Origin of the sequence: Porphyromonas canoris (assembly GCF_000765975.1) — a bacterium.
Classification (GTDB): domain Bacteria; phylum Bacteroidota; class Bacteroidia; order Bacteroidales; family Porphyromonadaceae; genus Porphyromonas_A; species Porphyromonas_A canoris.
Genome location: NZ_JQZX01000006.1, coordinates 196,130 through 208,989, shown reverse-complemented (window position 1 = coordinate 208,989; position 12,860 = coordinate 196,130). Strand labels below are relative to the sequence as shown.

12 protein-coding genes and 1 tRNA gene are annotated in these 12,860 nt (G+C 44.7%); 12 read left to right on the top strand and 1 reads right to left on the bottom strand.

All coding sequences use genetic code 11. The annotated features are described in order from the left end of the window. Nucleotides 1-101 precede the first annotated feature (101 nt). From HQ29_RS02435 to HQ29_RS02395, 9 genes are all read left to right on the top strand, one after another. Entirely contained in the window at nucleotides 102-635 is a 534-nt protein-coding gene (locus HQ29_RS02435; RefSeq protein ID WP_036867290.1) for a hypothetical protein, read from the top strand. A gap of 201 nt (nucleotides 636-836) precedes the next feature. Next, the gene (locus HQ29_RS02430) at nucleotides 837-1,349 is read left to right on the top strand and encodes a DUF3575 domain-containing protein (protein ID WP_160216098.1); all 513 of its coding nucleotides are present in this window, start codon (nucleotides 837-839) and stop codon (nucleotides 1,347-1,349) included. Nucleotides 1,350-1,556: 207 nt separating this feature from the next. After that, nucleotides 1,557-1,817 (top strand): hypothetical protein, encoded by a 261-nt coding sequence (locus tag HQ29_RS02425; RefSeq protein ID WP_036863255.1) that lies wholly within the window; start codon nucleotides 1,557-1,559, stop codon nucleotides 1,815-1,817. A gap of 26 nt (nucleotides 1,818-1,843) precedes the next feature. Beyond that, nucleotides 1,844-2,035, top strand: a complete 192-nt coding sequence (locus tag HQ29_RS02420; RefSeq protein WP_036789368.1) for a hypothetical protein — start codon at nucleotides 1,844-1,846, stop codon at nucleotides 2,033-2,035. Nucleotides 2,036-2,163: 128 nt separating this feature from the next. Continuing rightward, nucleotides 2,164-2,236: transfer RNA gene (locus tag HQ29_RS02415), tRNA-Pro, on the top strand. Between the two features lie 124 nt (nucleotides 2,237-2,360). Next, entirely contained in the window at nucleotides 2,361-2,987 is a 627-nt protein-coding gene (locus HQ29_RS02410; protein WP_036867289.1) for a DUF4254 domain-containing protein, read from the top strand. Nucleotides 2,988-3,000: 13 nt separating this feature from the next. Continuing rightward, nucleotides 3,001-4,029, top strand: coding sequence for a glycosyltransferase family 9 protein (locus HQ29_RS02405; protein ID WP_052089706.1), 1,029 nt, complete (start codon nucleotides 3,001-3,003; stop codon nucleotides 4,027-4,029). Between the two features lie 271 nt (nucleotides 4,030-4,300). Then, complete coding sequence (locus HQ29_RS02400) at nucleotides 4,301-6,808, top strand: ribonucleoside-diphosphate reductase subunit alpha (RefSeq protein ID WP_036867287.1); 2,508 nt, start codon at nucleotides 4,301-4,303, stop codon at nucleotides 6,806-6,808. A 78-nt stretch (nucleotides 6,809-6,886) separates the two neighbouring features. After that, nucleotides 6,887-7,930 carry a ribonucleotide-diphosphate reductase subunit beta gene (locus tag HQ29_RS02395; protein WP_036789375.1) on the top strand — a complete coding sequence of 348 codons (1,044 nt, stop codon included), beginning with the start codon at nucleotides 6,887-6,889 and terminating at the stop codon, nucleotides 7,928-7,930. Between the two features lie 104 nt (nucleotides 7,931-8,034). Here the strand turns inward: HQ29_RS02395 and HQ29_RS02390 are convergent, their stop codons facing one another. Continuing rightward, nucleotides 8,035-8,673 (bottom strand): hypothetical protein, encoded by a 639-nt coding sequence (locus HQ29_RS02390; RefSeq protein WP_036867285.1) that lies wholly within the window; start codon nucleotides 8,671-8,673, stop codon nucleotides 8,035-8,037. A gap of 884 nt (nucleotides 8,674-9,557) precedes the next feature. Here HQ29_RS02390 and mtaB point away from each other — a divergent pair. The 3 genes from mtaB to HQ29_RS02370 are packed head-to-tail and all read left to right on the top strand — an operon-like array spanning nucleotide 9,558 to nucleotide 12,859. Continuing rightward, the gene (gene mtaB, locus HQ29_RS02380; protein WP_036867281.1) at nucleotides 9,558-10,883 is read left to right on the top strand and encodes a tRNA (N(6)-L-threonylcarbamoyladenosine(37)-C(2))-methylthiotransferase MtaB; all 1,326 of its coding nucleotides are present in this window, start codon (nucleotides 9,558-9,560) and stop codon (nucleotides 10,881-10,883) included. Beyond that, nucleotides 10,873-11,844 carry a lysophospholipid acyltransferase family protein gene (locus tag HQ29_RS02375; RefSeq protein ID WP_052089704.1) on the top strand — a complete coding sequence of 324 codons (972 nt, stop codon included), beginning with the start codon at nucleotides 10,873-10,875 and terminating at the stop codon, nucleotides 11,842-11,844. Before mtaB ends, HQ29_RS02375 begins: the two co-directional genes overlap by 11 nt. Further along, nucleotides 11,831-12,859, top strand: a complete 1,029-nt coding sequence (locus HQ29_RS02370) for a glycosyltransferase family 2 protein (RefSeq protein WP_200878512.1) — start codon at nucleotides 11,831-11,833, stop codon at nucleotides 12,857-12,859. The genes HQ29_RS02375 and HQ29_RS02370 overlap by 14 nt, the downstream gene beginning before the upstream one ends. The last annotated feature ends 1 nt before the right edge of the window (nucleotide 12,860 follow it).

Below are 12,860 nucleotides of genomic sequence, written 5' to 3'. Positions count from 1 at the left end.
ATATCAGATCTTTCCTCTTTGAAAAGCTTTTGGACATTCTATTTATGATAAAATAATGGCTATCTTCACCGTCGATATTTCAAAAAAACAAAGAGGATGATATGAAAAAGAAAATTATAGGGGCGGTTTCTGCTCTTTTATTGGCGTTTTTCTGCTATGGGGAAAGCAATGCACAGGTTCGGATTAAGGGAGAAATAGGAGCCGGACTCTTTTCGGCAAATGTAGGTGTTTATGCCACCATCGGAAAGCATCACATGGTCGGCGCTACCGCTTTGGGCGGATTTGTCTTTCCTGCTCTTGCCGGACAGATCTCTCCTCAATACCGCTACTATATCTCCGGACATCAATCCGATCCGAAGGGTTGGAGTGGGAGCTTTTTCCTGAATGCCGGGGCGAATTATCTTGTCCTTAACGATTTGTCGGCAAGACCATCGGGTGATACTCAGGCTAAAAAAGGTTTGGAGAACCGTTACTACTTCAATGTGGGAGGGGGATATGAGCTGAGGTATAAGAAGTTTTATATCCGTCCGACCGTGAATGCGATGCTCCCTCCTCCCGGAAAGGGTGCTACCGAAATGCTTTCTGCAGTCTATACTGCCTCTCTTTTGCAAACATCCATAGGGTTCAGGTTTTAGACTTTTCCCTGTTCCCGTTTCGGAAAGATGGCAAACCGAAGCAATATTTACACTATATTTGCAGAGACTGGTCGTGCAGAGATTTTCCGGGAAGTGCTTCCGTTTTGGTTTCCGCATACCTAAATCAATAGAGGTTGAACCTAATGTATGTATAAGATGAAAAAGCTGATATTTTTTCTCGTTATAATCTGCTTAAACCCTGTGGCGAATATTTTTGCACAGGAACAAGCAGTGAAATCCGAGACTTCTGGTTACAGAAAGAATGAGATCTCTGTGGACTTCTCTTCTCTTGCCTTTGCCCGGATTCCTCACTTTACTTACGAGCGTATGTTGGACGAGGAAATGGGATTCGGAATAAGGGCTTTGTATAATCCTACTGTTTGGGTAGACTCCGGTATGTCCACATCTTTTGTGGGACCTTATTTCAGATGGTATTTCTTTGGTCGTTCTACTCCCGAAAAGCGCTACGCTTCCGGAATGTTCGTGGAGCTGAACAGTGCTTTGGGACACATGAAGCAAGAACTTGTAAGACGCTATTCCAACGGCAAAGAATATCAGTATGTTTTTGGTGGCGGTATGGGTCTCGGCTTAGGCTATAAGTATGTAAACAGCAAAGGATGGAGCTTCCAGATCTATATGGCAGGGGGACGCTCTCTTTCTGATGCGGATGTCGGATATTTTATCCCGGCGATAGCTTTGGGTAAGAGATTCTAAGCAGGACCGAAAGGAGTTTAAGAAGATAAAAGAATAGCCCGATAGTTTCTGAGAAAGCTGCCGGGCTATTTTTTTATCTCTTTCAAGATACCGAGGGGGGAGAATATGTAAAGAGAGGAGTATTAGCAAATAGTAAAAGAAGCAGAACCTCTACTCTGCTTGCTATTGAGAGTAGCTTTGGAATAATATGTACATAAGCCGTAGGGCATGAGGTATAAGGAGTTTGATGACAATAAGAAGCTCGGTTTGAAGATAGAGGTAACTGATATGGAGTCTGGTTTTAGAGATCTTCTTCTTGTGCGATTTCTTCTTGAAAATGAAAGAGAAGGGATTGGAAAAAATGCTTTGATAGTTATTGCCGGAGCGAATAGATGCAAGGTGTTGAGGAGAAAGGAAGTTTTAGGTAGCCGTTTGGATGTAGGTGTGCCTTTTATTTCTGTTGTTGCCATAGGAGGTCGTAGAAGTTAAGGATCAGCAAGACTCAATTAGAGGCAATGTCTATTCTGCAAGGGTATGCTGAGTGTTTCAAAGAGCATTCGGACTATTGGGAGGTAAGTGATATAAGAGTCTTTTCCGCTCGTCCGGGAGATTTGGAGAGAGAATACCTTGGTTTCAATATCTCTCTCGTTCCAAAAGAGAGCTTTGCAGACAGAGTGCTGTTTGCAATCTGTTTTGAAGAAGAATAAGTCGGATCTGTGCCATAACTTCTACTTTTTCTGCAAGAAAGAGAAAATATAAGGCGGAGTGTTTGTCGGTTTACAATAAATGCTCTAACTTTGTTCCGTAAAACAGGAGGGGGTGTATTTCTCCCCATCGGGATGTAGCACAGTTGGTAGCGCGCCACGTTCGGGACGTGGAGGTCGGAAGTTCGAGTCTTCTTATCCCGACTCTAAGAAAACAGGAGAGATCTCTTAGGCAAGGGATCTCGCCTGTTTCTTTTTCTGTTCTTGGGTGTTTGCTGTTTTTAATTGTTACCTTTGTGAAAGTTGAAAACAAGAAAATAAGAACATCATGCTTACTAAATCATCTTTTTCTGCGAAGGCAATAGAGGTTTTTCTGCATGCGATAGCAGATTACCGTGTTTCTAATGATATAGATGCTCCTATTGTAAATCCGTATGAAGTGAGATCAATCGAGTTTTATCTCTACACCAAAAACTGGATAGATAATGCACAATGGGACATGGAGGATATTATAAGAAATCCTGATATAGATCCGGTTGAGGCGTTGGCAATGAAGCGTAGAATAGACCGCTCCAATCAGGAACGCACAGATCTTGTAGAGCTTATAGACAGCTACTTCTTGGATCTGTATAAAGATGTATGCCCGGAAAAGGATGCGAAGATCAATACCGAAAGTCCGGCTTGGGCATTGGATAGAATGTCTATCCTTCAGCTAAAGATCTACCATATGCGCGAACAAACCAAGCGCACAGATGCTTCGGAGGAACATAAAAAAGCGTGTGAACAGAAGTTGCAAGTGCTTTTCGAACAAGAGAAAGACCTTGCAACTGCTGTGGATGAGCTGTTGGAAGATATTGCAAAAGGACGCAAGTACATGAAAGTCTATAAACAGATGAAAATGTATAACGATCCGGCAATGAATCCGCTCCTTTTGGGCAAAGCCGGTGCTAAGTAACGGATAGAAAAGTATGCCTGTTTCGGCACAACATAAAAAGCATTACATCGTCCTTCGTTTCTCTGCGTTGGGCGATGTTGCTATGGTACTTTCTCAAATGAGGCGTCTTGCAGAACATCTGCCGGATGCCTCTTTTACTTTGGTTACTCGACCTTTTATGGCTTCCATGACAGGTTTTGATCCGAAGGAGAATATAGATAGTTACCCTTTCAAGCCGGATCCGGATGGATCTTTCTTTGGTTTGTTGAAGCTCGCTAAAAGGCTGCATCAGCATTTTCCTGACGCTATTGTTGTGGATTTACACGATGTTTTGCGTACCAAACTGCTAAGATGGATGCTTCGTATATTGGGACACAAAGTGGTGAGTCTGGAAAAACCGCGAGCAGAACGTAAACGCCTTTTCTCTCGTCCTGAAAAAGAGAGCAAAGTTCCTCAAGAACTCTATATCTATCCTATGGTATACAGATACTTTGATCTCTTGAAGCAGGCTGTCGGAGTAGATCTAACAACCGAAATGGCTCCATTCCCCAAAGTGGAAAAAAAGGAGAGATACAGAATCGGTCTTGCTCCATACGCCCAGCATAAAGGGAAAATGATGCCTGTTGAGACCATAAAGGGATTGCTCGGACTGCTGTCAAAAGAGGGTGTATACGAGGTGGTGCTCTATGGTGCTCCGGGAAAAGAGACGGAGCAAAATGCTCTGCTTGCCTCGGAGTTTGAGAATGTCAGACTGACAAAAGCCAAAAAGCTCACGGAGGAGATGGAGGAAATATCTTCTCTGGATCTTATGATAAGCATGGATTCTGCCAATATGCATCTCGCCTCTTTGGCTCAAACTCCGGTTCTTTCCCTTTGGGGAGCAACCCATGTAGCTGCCGGTTTTTTAGGGTATAGGCAGAGAGAGGAGGATGCTTTAGGGGTCGATCTGGTATGTCGTCCATGTTCCGCTTATGGTCAGAAGCCGTGTCGAAGAGGAGACTATGCCTGTCTCGAAATATCTTCGGAAGAGATCTATAAGAAAGTTGTAGAGCTTACTTCTTAGCTCTGAACTAATATGTAAAATTTGCAGGATAAAGAAAAAGCTCTTAACTCATTAGTTTAAGGGCTTTTGTTGTTGTTTTAAGAGGGTTTTTATGCCCTCTTTTTATTTGTATTGTATCGTTTAACTATTTGTTTATTAGCTTTTTATGATTTTATCTATCTGGCTATAAAAAGGCATGGAATGGGGTTCTATATCTGCAACTTTTGTTTATCTTTGTAGCTGACTAAATGATAAATAAAACAATGATATTCTGATAACACCATAACGAAAAATGAAAATATTAAAACGGGACCGAACAGAGGAAGATTTTACACTGGGTAAGATCTCGAATGCTATTCGTCGTGCTTTTGTCGCTTGCGGGGAGACCATGCCTGAGAAGGAGATTGAGACCATTTGTAAAGATATTGAGGCTGCACTGCAAGACCGCCGAGAGGTGGATGTTGAAACCATACAGGATATGGTCGAAAAGGCTTTGATGCAAGCCGGCTACTATCAGGTGGCGAAAAAGTACATTCTTTACCGCGAGAAGCGCAGTGAGTTCCGTGAAATTATCAATAAGTTCAGCAAGACTATTTCGGATAGTGGTGTCATCAGCCTGTTAAAAGATATTCAGGCAACGTTCCAGATGAAGGCATACTCTTTGGACTTTCTTTATGCAAAGTATCAAGCTTTCTACAAAGAGCAGGCAAATACATTGGAGATCCTCACTAAGGCAGCGGTGGAGCTTATTACTCCGGAAGCACCAAACTGGGAGTTTATCGCTTCTCGTCTCCTTCTGCTTCAGATCGAACGCTCTATCATAGAGGAGGAGAATAAGCTCTATATCGACTCTTTCTATGGTAAGATCGCTTATTTGACGGATCAGAATCTGTACGGAAGATATATCCTCGAAGGCTATACCAAGAGCGAGGTCGAGGAGTTAGGCAGATATATAGACCCTTCACGCAATCATCTACTCACATACAGCAGCTTGCATCTTATCTCCAAGCGTTATCTCATTACAGACAACAGCCATAGCCTGTTGGAGCGTCCGCAAGAGATGTTCATGGGAATCTCTATGCACTTGGCTTTGCCGGAGAAAGAGAACAAAGTAATGTGGGCTAAAAAGATATATGATATCATAAGCAGGCTGAAGGTAACCATGGCAACGCCTACGATGAGCAATGCAAGAAAGCCCCTCAATCAGCTTAGCAGCTGTTTTGAAGATGTCATGCCTGACAGCCTTACCGGTATCTATCGCACGATAAACAACTTTGCTCAGGTCTCCAAATTCGGTGGCGGCATGGGTATATACATGGGAAAAGTGCGAGCCATCGGTTCCGACATACGTGGTTTCAAGGGTGTAGCCGGAGGAGTGTTGAAGTGGATCAAGCTGTGTAACGATACTGCCGTGGCTGTCGATCAGCTTGGCATGAGACAAGGATCCGTTGCGATATATCTCGATATATGGCACAGAGATATGCCGGAGTTTTTACAGATCCGTACTAATAACGGAGACGACAGAATGAAAGCGCATGACGTCTTCCCCGGAGTGTGTATCCCGGATCTTTTCTGGCGTATGGTGAAAGAAAATATCGAGGACAACTGGTACATGATGTGTCCTCACGAAATACAGACCATCAAAGGCTATTCGCTGGAAGACTATTACGGCGAAGAGTGGGAGCGCAGATACAAAGATTGTCTCAATGAATCTCGTATAAGCAAGAGACCTATTAAGGTGAAAGACATGGTACGTCTTATCATCAAGAGTGCTGTGGAGACCGGAACACCGTTTATCTTCAATCGCGATACCGTGAACCGTCTCAACCCGAACAAGCATCAGGGTATCATCTACTGCTCTAACCTCTGTACGGAGATTGCTCAAAATCAGAGCGAGATAAAGGAGGTTAAAGTATCTGTTCGGACAGAAAACGGTCGCGAAATCATTACAACCGAAACAGAAGCCGGGGATTTCGTAGTGTGTAATCTGGCTTCCCTTGTTCTTGGCAACATCGACACAGAAAATAAGCAAGAGCTCCAAGAAGTGATTCATACCATAGTGCGTGCGTTGGACAATGTCATAGACCTCAACTTCTATCCGGTTCCTTATGCCGAGATCACCAACTTGAAGATGCGTCCTATAGGCTTGGGTACGAGCGGTTATCACCATCTGTTGGCACAGAAAGGCATCAAGTGGGAGAGTGCAGAGCACCTCTGCTTCATGGACAAGCTCTATGAGCAGATCAACTATTACGCGATAGAAGCATCATCACTGCTTGCCGAGGAGAAAGGCTCATATCTTCGCTTCCCCGGCAGCGACTGGCAGACAGGAGAGTATTTCCAGCTTCGCAAATACGATTCTCCGGATTGGAAACGCCTTGCATCCGATGTTGCACGCAGAGGAATGCGCAACTCCTATCTTCTTGCCATAGCTCCCACAAGTTCTACCTCTATTATTGCCGGTACTACGGCTGGTATAGACCCTGTCATGAACCGCTACTTCCTCGAAGAGAAGAAGGGTAACATTGTCCCTCGTGTGGCTCCACAGCTTTCGGACTCCACTTTCTGGCTCTACAAAACAGCACACCAAATAGATCAAGAGTGGGTAGTGGATGCAGCAGCTGTCCGTCAGCGTCATCTGGACCAGTCCCAGTCCGTCAATCTTTTCATTACTCATGATTATAGCTTCCGTCGTATTTTGGATCTTTATTTACGTGCATGGGAGTCCGGCGTGAAGACCTTGTACTATATCCGCAGTCGCTCTTTGGAAGTAGAGGAGTGTGAAAGCTGCTCGGCATAATCTTCTCCCTTTTAAGACCGGGACGGATATAGATATCCGACCAAATTATTATCAACATCAATATTAACTTATAACAGTATGTCCGAACTAAAAAAGAAGGCTCTATTCAACGAGCATGGTGACGTAGAAGTAACGAAACGCAGGATGATAAATGGCAATACCACTAATCTAAATGACTTCAATAACATGAAGTATCCTTGGGTTGCGAACTGGTATAGACAGGCCATGAACAACTTTTGGATACCGGAAGAGATCAATCTTAGCCAGGATGTGAAAGACTATCGAGAGCTTTCACCTGAGGAGAAGATGGCTTATGACAAGATTCTTTCTTTCCTTATTTTTCTCGACAGTATTCAGACAGCCAATCTGCCCAACGTTGCAGAGTATATCACTGCCAACGAAATCAATCTCTGTCTGACCATCCAAGCCTTTCAAGAAGCCGTTCACTCTCAAAGCTACAGCTACATGCTGGACTCTATCTGCTCACCCGAAGAGCGTTCGGCTATCCTGTATCAGTGGAAAGATGATGAGCATCTGCTCCGCCGCAATAAGTTTATAGGCGATATATACAACGAGTTTCAAGAGAATCAGAGTCCGCAACAGCTCTTGAAGACCATGGTGGCAAACTATATCCTTGAAGGGGTTTACTTCTATTCCGGATTCATGTTCTTCTACAACTTGGGACGCAACGGCAAGATGCCGGGATCCGTTCAAGAGATCAGATACATCAATAGAGACGAGAACACACACCTTTGGCTGTTCCGCTCCATGATCCTTGAACTCAAGAAAGAAGAGCCGGAGCTTTTCACTCCGGAAGCCATCGAACTCTTCCGTGGCATGATCAAAGAGGGAGCACTTCAGGAGATCGCATGGGGAGAGTACGTTATAGGAGAGAATATCGAAGGGCTGACCTCCCAGATGGTAAGCGACTACATCAAGTATCTTGCCAACTTGAGAAGCGAGAACTTGGGCTTCGGTGTTCTTTTTGAAGGGTACGAAGAAGAGCCGGCAAGTATGAACTGGGTGTCTCAGTACAGCAATGCCAATCTTATCAAGACCGACTTCTTTGAGGCTAAACCGAGTGCTTATTCCAAGAGTGGTGCTATTGAAGATGACCTTTAATAAATCTTTCTGTAAGATCAGATCCTAAAACTCATAAAACGAAAAAGCCGCACCGAGAAATCCTCCGGTGCGGCTTTTCTATTTTATCGTATAGTATCAGGCTTTTACATCGTATATCCGATACTGATATAGGGTGTGAATCCCCACTCGGAAGCGAAGAACTTTGTGCCGAGTCCTTGTAAAAGCAAGAAGTTTCCTCCTACTCCCAATGTAAAGCCATAGTCATGCGTATAGCGATAACCCACTCTGATGTAAGAGTGTGAAGCAAATGAAGAAGGGTTTGCTTCTCCTGTCAAGATCTCTTCGGCCTTGATTGCATCCCAATCTTGAAAATAGTTGACCTTTTTTGAGAACCAGTCGAGAGCCGTACCTATGCCCATTTCTCCTGCGTGGTTATAGCTACCAAGTAGGAAGTTGACCTCGCCTCCCAAAGACACCTCTTGATGCTGTATGGGAAGATGTCCTTTGCCAAGTTTTGAGAAGTTGATGTGATAGGTCGAGAACTGATATGCCTTTTTAGGAACGGCAAAAAGTCCATAGCCGAGGAATGTTCTGAATCCCAATACTCTGTTTGCCACGAATGCCGGTCGGTACTCGTAGGACAATTCAAATCCCTTACTGCCTGTACCAAATCCCACTTGGAATGTCTGCGTCGAGACATTGACACTCTGCGCAGAAAGAGAATACGATGCTCCTAACAATAGAATGGCTGCAACGGAGCGGAAAAACGTGCGTATGTTCATATCATTAACTGTTTGTTTTGTCTCTTTTGGGTATAAATCCTGTTTTCGGATCGGGACAAAGATAAATAATAAAATTAAGATGGGCGAACGGGGTTGGGAGTCCTCTTTCTGGCGAGAGCTTTTATATAAAAATGCTCTCCTCTCGGAGGAGGATCGGAGGCCCTTAGGGTTGTGAAATTTTTGGAGAGAATAGAATAGATAAGAGTGTAATTGTCTTATGGTCAGTATTATATGTAAAATCGTAAATTTGCGAACAACTCTCCTCTTGCACGCTTTCAGGGGCTGTTTTCGAGTTAATAAATATAGAATTTCAACCTGTTTCGTCTGAATTATTGTTAATGAAGAAATCCCCCGTTTTCCTTCTTCAAAAGGGCTGTTTTATGCTAATCTTTTGATAAACAGTACTATGTGTGAAAATTCTAAATACTTTAATTGAATCCGGTAAACGTATTAAATGAAATCGGTAAATACGTTTATTGATTTCGCTTAATACTTTAAGCCGACAAAATATACTGCTTTAGCGTTTTGAGTAAACCTGCATCAAAAATCGTGTTAATAAAACAGCCCGAATTTAACAGTNATACTGCTTTAGCGTTTTGAGTAAACCTGCATCAAAAATCGTGTTAATAAAACAGCCCGAATTTAACAGTTCGGTCATGCTCTGAAAACACCCCTTCCGATCAAAATAGAGAGACCGAAAAAAGTGGGCATTTTCTGGGATGGAATATATAAAAATGAGGGGGCGGAAAATCGGTTTCAAAGGAGAAAAAAGAGGAAGATGCTCCTAAAGTCAGTGGCTCTTTGCTGTGTCGGTATGCGTGTGAAAATCGTTATCTTTGCCCCTTGAAAGCGAAATCATATTCGCGAACTATTTTAACACCAAAATGATAGACAATAGTATATTTGAATACAAAACGGCTGCTTTCTTTACGCTTGGGTGTAAGCTCAATTTTGCTGAGACATCGGCGATCGGGAGAAGCCTTTTAGAGGTGGGGATACGTAAAGCCCGTGAGGGAGAAGTGCCCGATATCTGTGTGATAAATACCTGTTCTGTTACCCAGTTGGCCGATAAAAAGAGCCGACACGCTATACGAAAAATACATAGAGACTACCCTAATGCACGGATTATAGTAACGGGTTGCTATGCCCAGCTGAAGCCCGAAGAGGTCGGAGAGTTGGAGGGTGTGGATATGGTGTTGGGTACGGATCAGAAGATAGATTTGGTCTCTTACCTTGCGGAGATAGACCGTGCAGGAGATACGGCAAAGGTGATAACCTCGGCTACGGAGAACATCGTGGAGTTTGCTCCCTCTCTCTCTTCGGAGGGGCGCACCCGTCATTTCTTGAAAGTGCAGGACGGATGCGACTATAAGTGTTCCTACTGCACCATCCCGAAAGCCAGAGGCAAGAGCCGGAACGGATCCATACAGAGCATCGTGGCTCAAGCCGAAAGTGTGGCGCGAGACGGAGGTAAGGAGATTGTCCTTACGGGTGTAAACGTGGGAGACTTCGGGCGTAGCACCCAAGAGAGCTTTATAGATCTCATCAAGGCATTGGATGAAGTGGAGGGGATAGACCGCTTCCGAATATCGTCCATAGAGCCTAACCTCATCACGGATGAGGTGATCGCTTTCGTGGCTCGATCCAAACGTTTTGCTCCTCATTTCCATATCCCGTTGCAGAGTGGAAGCGATGAGGTGCTCAAGCTGATGCGAAGAAGATACAATACCTCCCTTTTCAGACATAAGGTGGAGGAGATCAAGCGACTGATGCCGGATGCTTACATCGGAGTGGATGTCATTGTCGGCTCAAGAGGCGAAACGGCAGAAGCGTTCGAGGCGTGCCGCTCTTTCATAGAGAGTCTGCCCATATCCCGTCTTCATGTGTTCAGCTACTCCGAGCGTCCCGGCACCATGGCTCTGAGCATAAAGCCGGTGGTGGATGCGAAAGAGAAGCACAAACGGAGCAAGACACTCCTTGATCTTTCGGATATGAAGCAGGCACGCTTCTACATGGAACAAGCCGGCTCTGTGCGCAGACTGCTGTTGGAAGCCGGTGATGATGAGAACTATCTGTACGGATATACCGAAAACTATATCCGCTTGCGTATCCCAAGAGAGCAGGTGGCAAGCTCCGAGGGAGAAATCATTAAAGTAAAAGTGGGGGAACAGGTGGAAAGCGAAGAACTCGCAGAAGGTTATGTGTGCTGATAAGAAAATATCTTTCGGAGGACGGTGTCTGTGGTGGCTCTTTCGGTTGGTTGCCTTGGTTCCAAGAGCCATACTTTATGCAATCTCCGATTTTCTCTCTTTGTTCCTTTACAGAGTGGTGCGTTACAGATATGGTGTAATCTTTTCCAATATCCAAAGATCGTTTCCGGAAAAGAATCTCAAGGAGCAAAAGCGAATTGTGCGAAACTACTACCGCTATCTTGTGGATCTGGCTCTGGAAACCATGATGTTCTCTCGTTTTACGGAGAAAGAGATGCAAAAATATGCGCGCATCACCAATCCCGAAGTGGTGGAAGCCATCTATGCCGAGGGGCATCACCTTACATTTGTTTTGATGGGGCATACCGGCAACTGGGAGTGGTTCAGTGGATCATCCGTCTTTTTCAGAGATATAGATATATACGAGCTGTATAAGCCGATGAAAGGAGCGGTAGAGGAAGTGATGCTTAAAAATAGAGAGCATCTGGGTACTCGCTGTCTGGACAAAAACAGAGCGCCTGTCTCTATTATCTCTTTGAACCGAAATCGCGAACATCGAAGCAGTGTGGTCTTCCTTGCAGACCAGACACCCTCTCTGCCCAATGCTCATCTTTTTGCTCCTTTTCTGGGTCAGACCACTGCGATGTTTACGGGTGCGGAAAGGCTTGCCCGCAAGCTCAATATTCCGATGATATTTTTGGATGTTCGTCGTAAGAAGAGAGGCGTTTACGAAGCAACCTTTTCGCTCATAGCCAAAGCACCTCAAGATCTTCCATGGGGCGAGGCTACACGCCGTTATATGCTCGGTGTGCAGCGTCGCATAGAGCATCAACCGGAGATCTGGCTCTGGTCTCATAAGCGGTGGAAGCACACACCGGAGTCGGCTGCATCTCTTTTGGGAGAAGATGCAGTAACGGTATTTACGGATGAGATAAACCATGTGGAAGATGGAGAAAAGTAGTAAGCCGATAGCGGTAGTGATACTCAACTGGAATGGTGCACAGATGTTGCGAGAGTTTCTACCCTCGTTGATTGAAAACACCAATCCGGATTTGGCGGATATTGTGGTGGCAGACAATGGTTCGCAAGACTCTTCTCTCCGGATCGTGAAAGAGGATTTCCCTTCTGTGCTGACACTCGATCTCAAGAAAAACTGGGGGTTTGCAGAAGGATACAATAGAGCAATAGCGGAAATCGACTATCCCTATATACTGCTTCTTAATAGCGATATAGAGGTTACTCCGGGCTGGTTGGAGCCTCTTTGGAATCGTATCCGGCAAGACTCGGATATTGTCTCCGTCCAACCCAAGATACGCTCTTATCGTGAGAGATCTGCCTTTGAGTATGCCGGTGCAGCGGGAGGACATTTGGACTTGTTCGGCTATCCGTTCTGCCGTGGAAGGATATTTGACACCATAGAAAAAGACTTAGGACAGTACGATACCCCGGAACAGCCGTTTTGGACAACGGGAGCAGCAATGTTGGTGAGAAGGGATGCTTTTTTGAGTTTAGGCGGTTTCGATGATCGTTTTTTTGCGCATCAGGAGGAGATAGATCTCTGTTGGAGGTGGCTTGGAAAAGGGTATAAACTCTACTGCGAACCTCAATCGGTGGTTTATCATGTAGGTGGAGCTTCTCTTTCGGCAGAGAATCCGTTCAAGACTTTTCTTAACTTTCGGAACAATCTGCTCATGCTCAAGAAGAATCTTCCAACGGGAAAGAGAGTTGGCGTTTTCGCTATAAGAGTCTTGTTTGATGCTCTTGCTGCGGTTGTGTTTGCCCTTTCCGGAAAACCGAGAGATGCCGTTGCCGTACTGAAAGCATGGGCAGCATTCTTGAAGATGAAACCCTTAAAAACGAGCTTGCAACTCACTTCGGAGGAGAAGATGATAGCGTATCGGAAGCTTCATCCATCCTCTATATTATGGGCATATCACATTGCCCGAAAACAGAAATATTCGGATCTAAAAGTATGAT

What these genes read in the sequence shown, in the direction of transcription:
- HQ29_RS02395 (WP_036789375.1), top strand. Translation starts at nt 6,887, where the DNA reads ATGTCCGAACTAAAAAAGAAGGCTCTATTCAACGAGCATGGTGACGTA.
- HQ29_RS02420 (WP_036789368.1), top strand. Translation starts at nt 1,844, where the DNA reads ATGTCTATTCTGCAAGGGTATGCTGAGTGTTTCAAAGAGCATTCGGAC.
- HQ29_RS02435 (WP_036867290.1), top strand. Translation starts at nt 102, where the DNA reads ATGAAAAAGAAAATTATAGGGGCGGTTTCTGCTCTTTTATTGGCGTTT.
- HQ29_RS02390 (WP_036867285.1), bottom strand. Translation starts at nt 8,673, where the DNA reads ATGAACATACGCACGTTTTTCCGCTCCGTTGCAGCCATTCTATTGTTA.
- HQ29_RS02400 (WP_036867287.1), top strand. Translation starts at nt 4,301, where the DNA reads ATGAAAATATTAAAACGGGACCGAACAGAGGAAGATTTTACACTGGGT.
- HQ29_RS02405 (WP_052089706.1), top strand. Translation starts at nt 3,001, where the DNA reads ATGCCTGTTTCGGCACAACATAAAAAGCATTACATCGTCCTTCGTTTC.
- HQ29_RS02410 (WP_036867289.1), top strand. Translation starts at nt 2,361, where the DNA reads ATGCTTACTAAATCATCTTTTTCTGCGAAGGCAATAGAGGTTTTTCTG.
- HQ29_RS02375 (WP_052089704.1), top strand. Translation starts at nt 10,873, where the DNA reads ATGTGTGCTGATAAGAAAATATCTTTCGGAGGACGGTGTCTGTGGTGG.
- mtaB (WP_036867281.1), top strand. Translation starts at nt 9,558, where the DNA reads ATGATAGACAATAGTATATTTGAATACAAAACGGCTGCTTTCTTTACG.
- HQ29_RS02425 (WP_036863255.1), top strand. Translation starts at nt 1,557, where the DNA reads ATGAGGTATAAGGAGTTTGATGACAATAAGAAGCTCGGTTTGAAGATA.
- HQ29_RS02370 (WP_200878512.1), top strand. Translation starts at nt 11,831, where the DNA reads ATGGAGAAAAGTAGTAAGCCGATAGCGGTAGTGATACTCAACTGGAAT.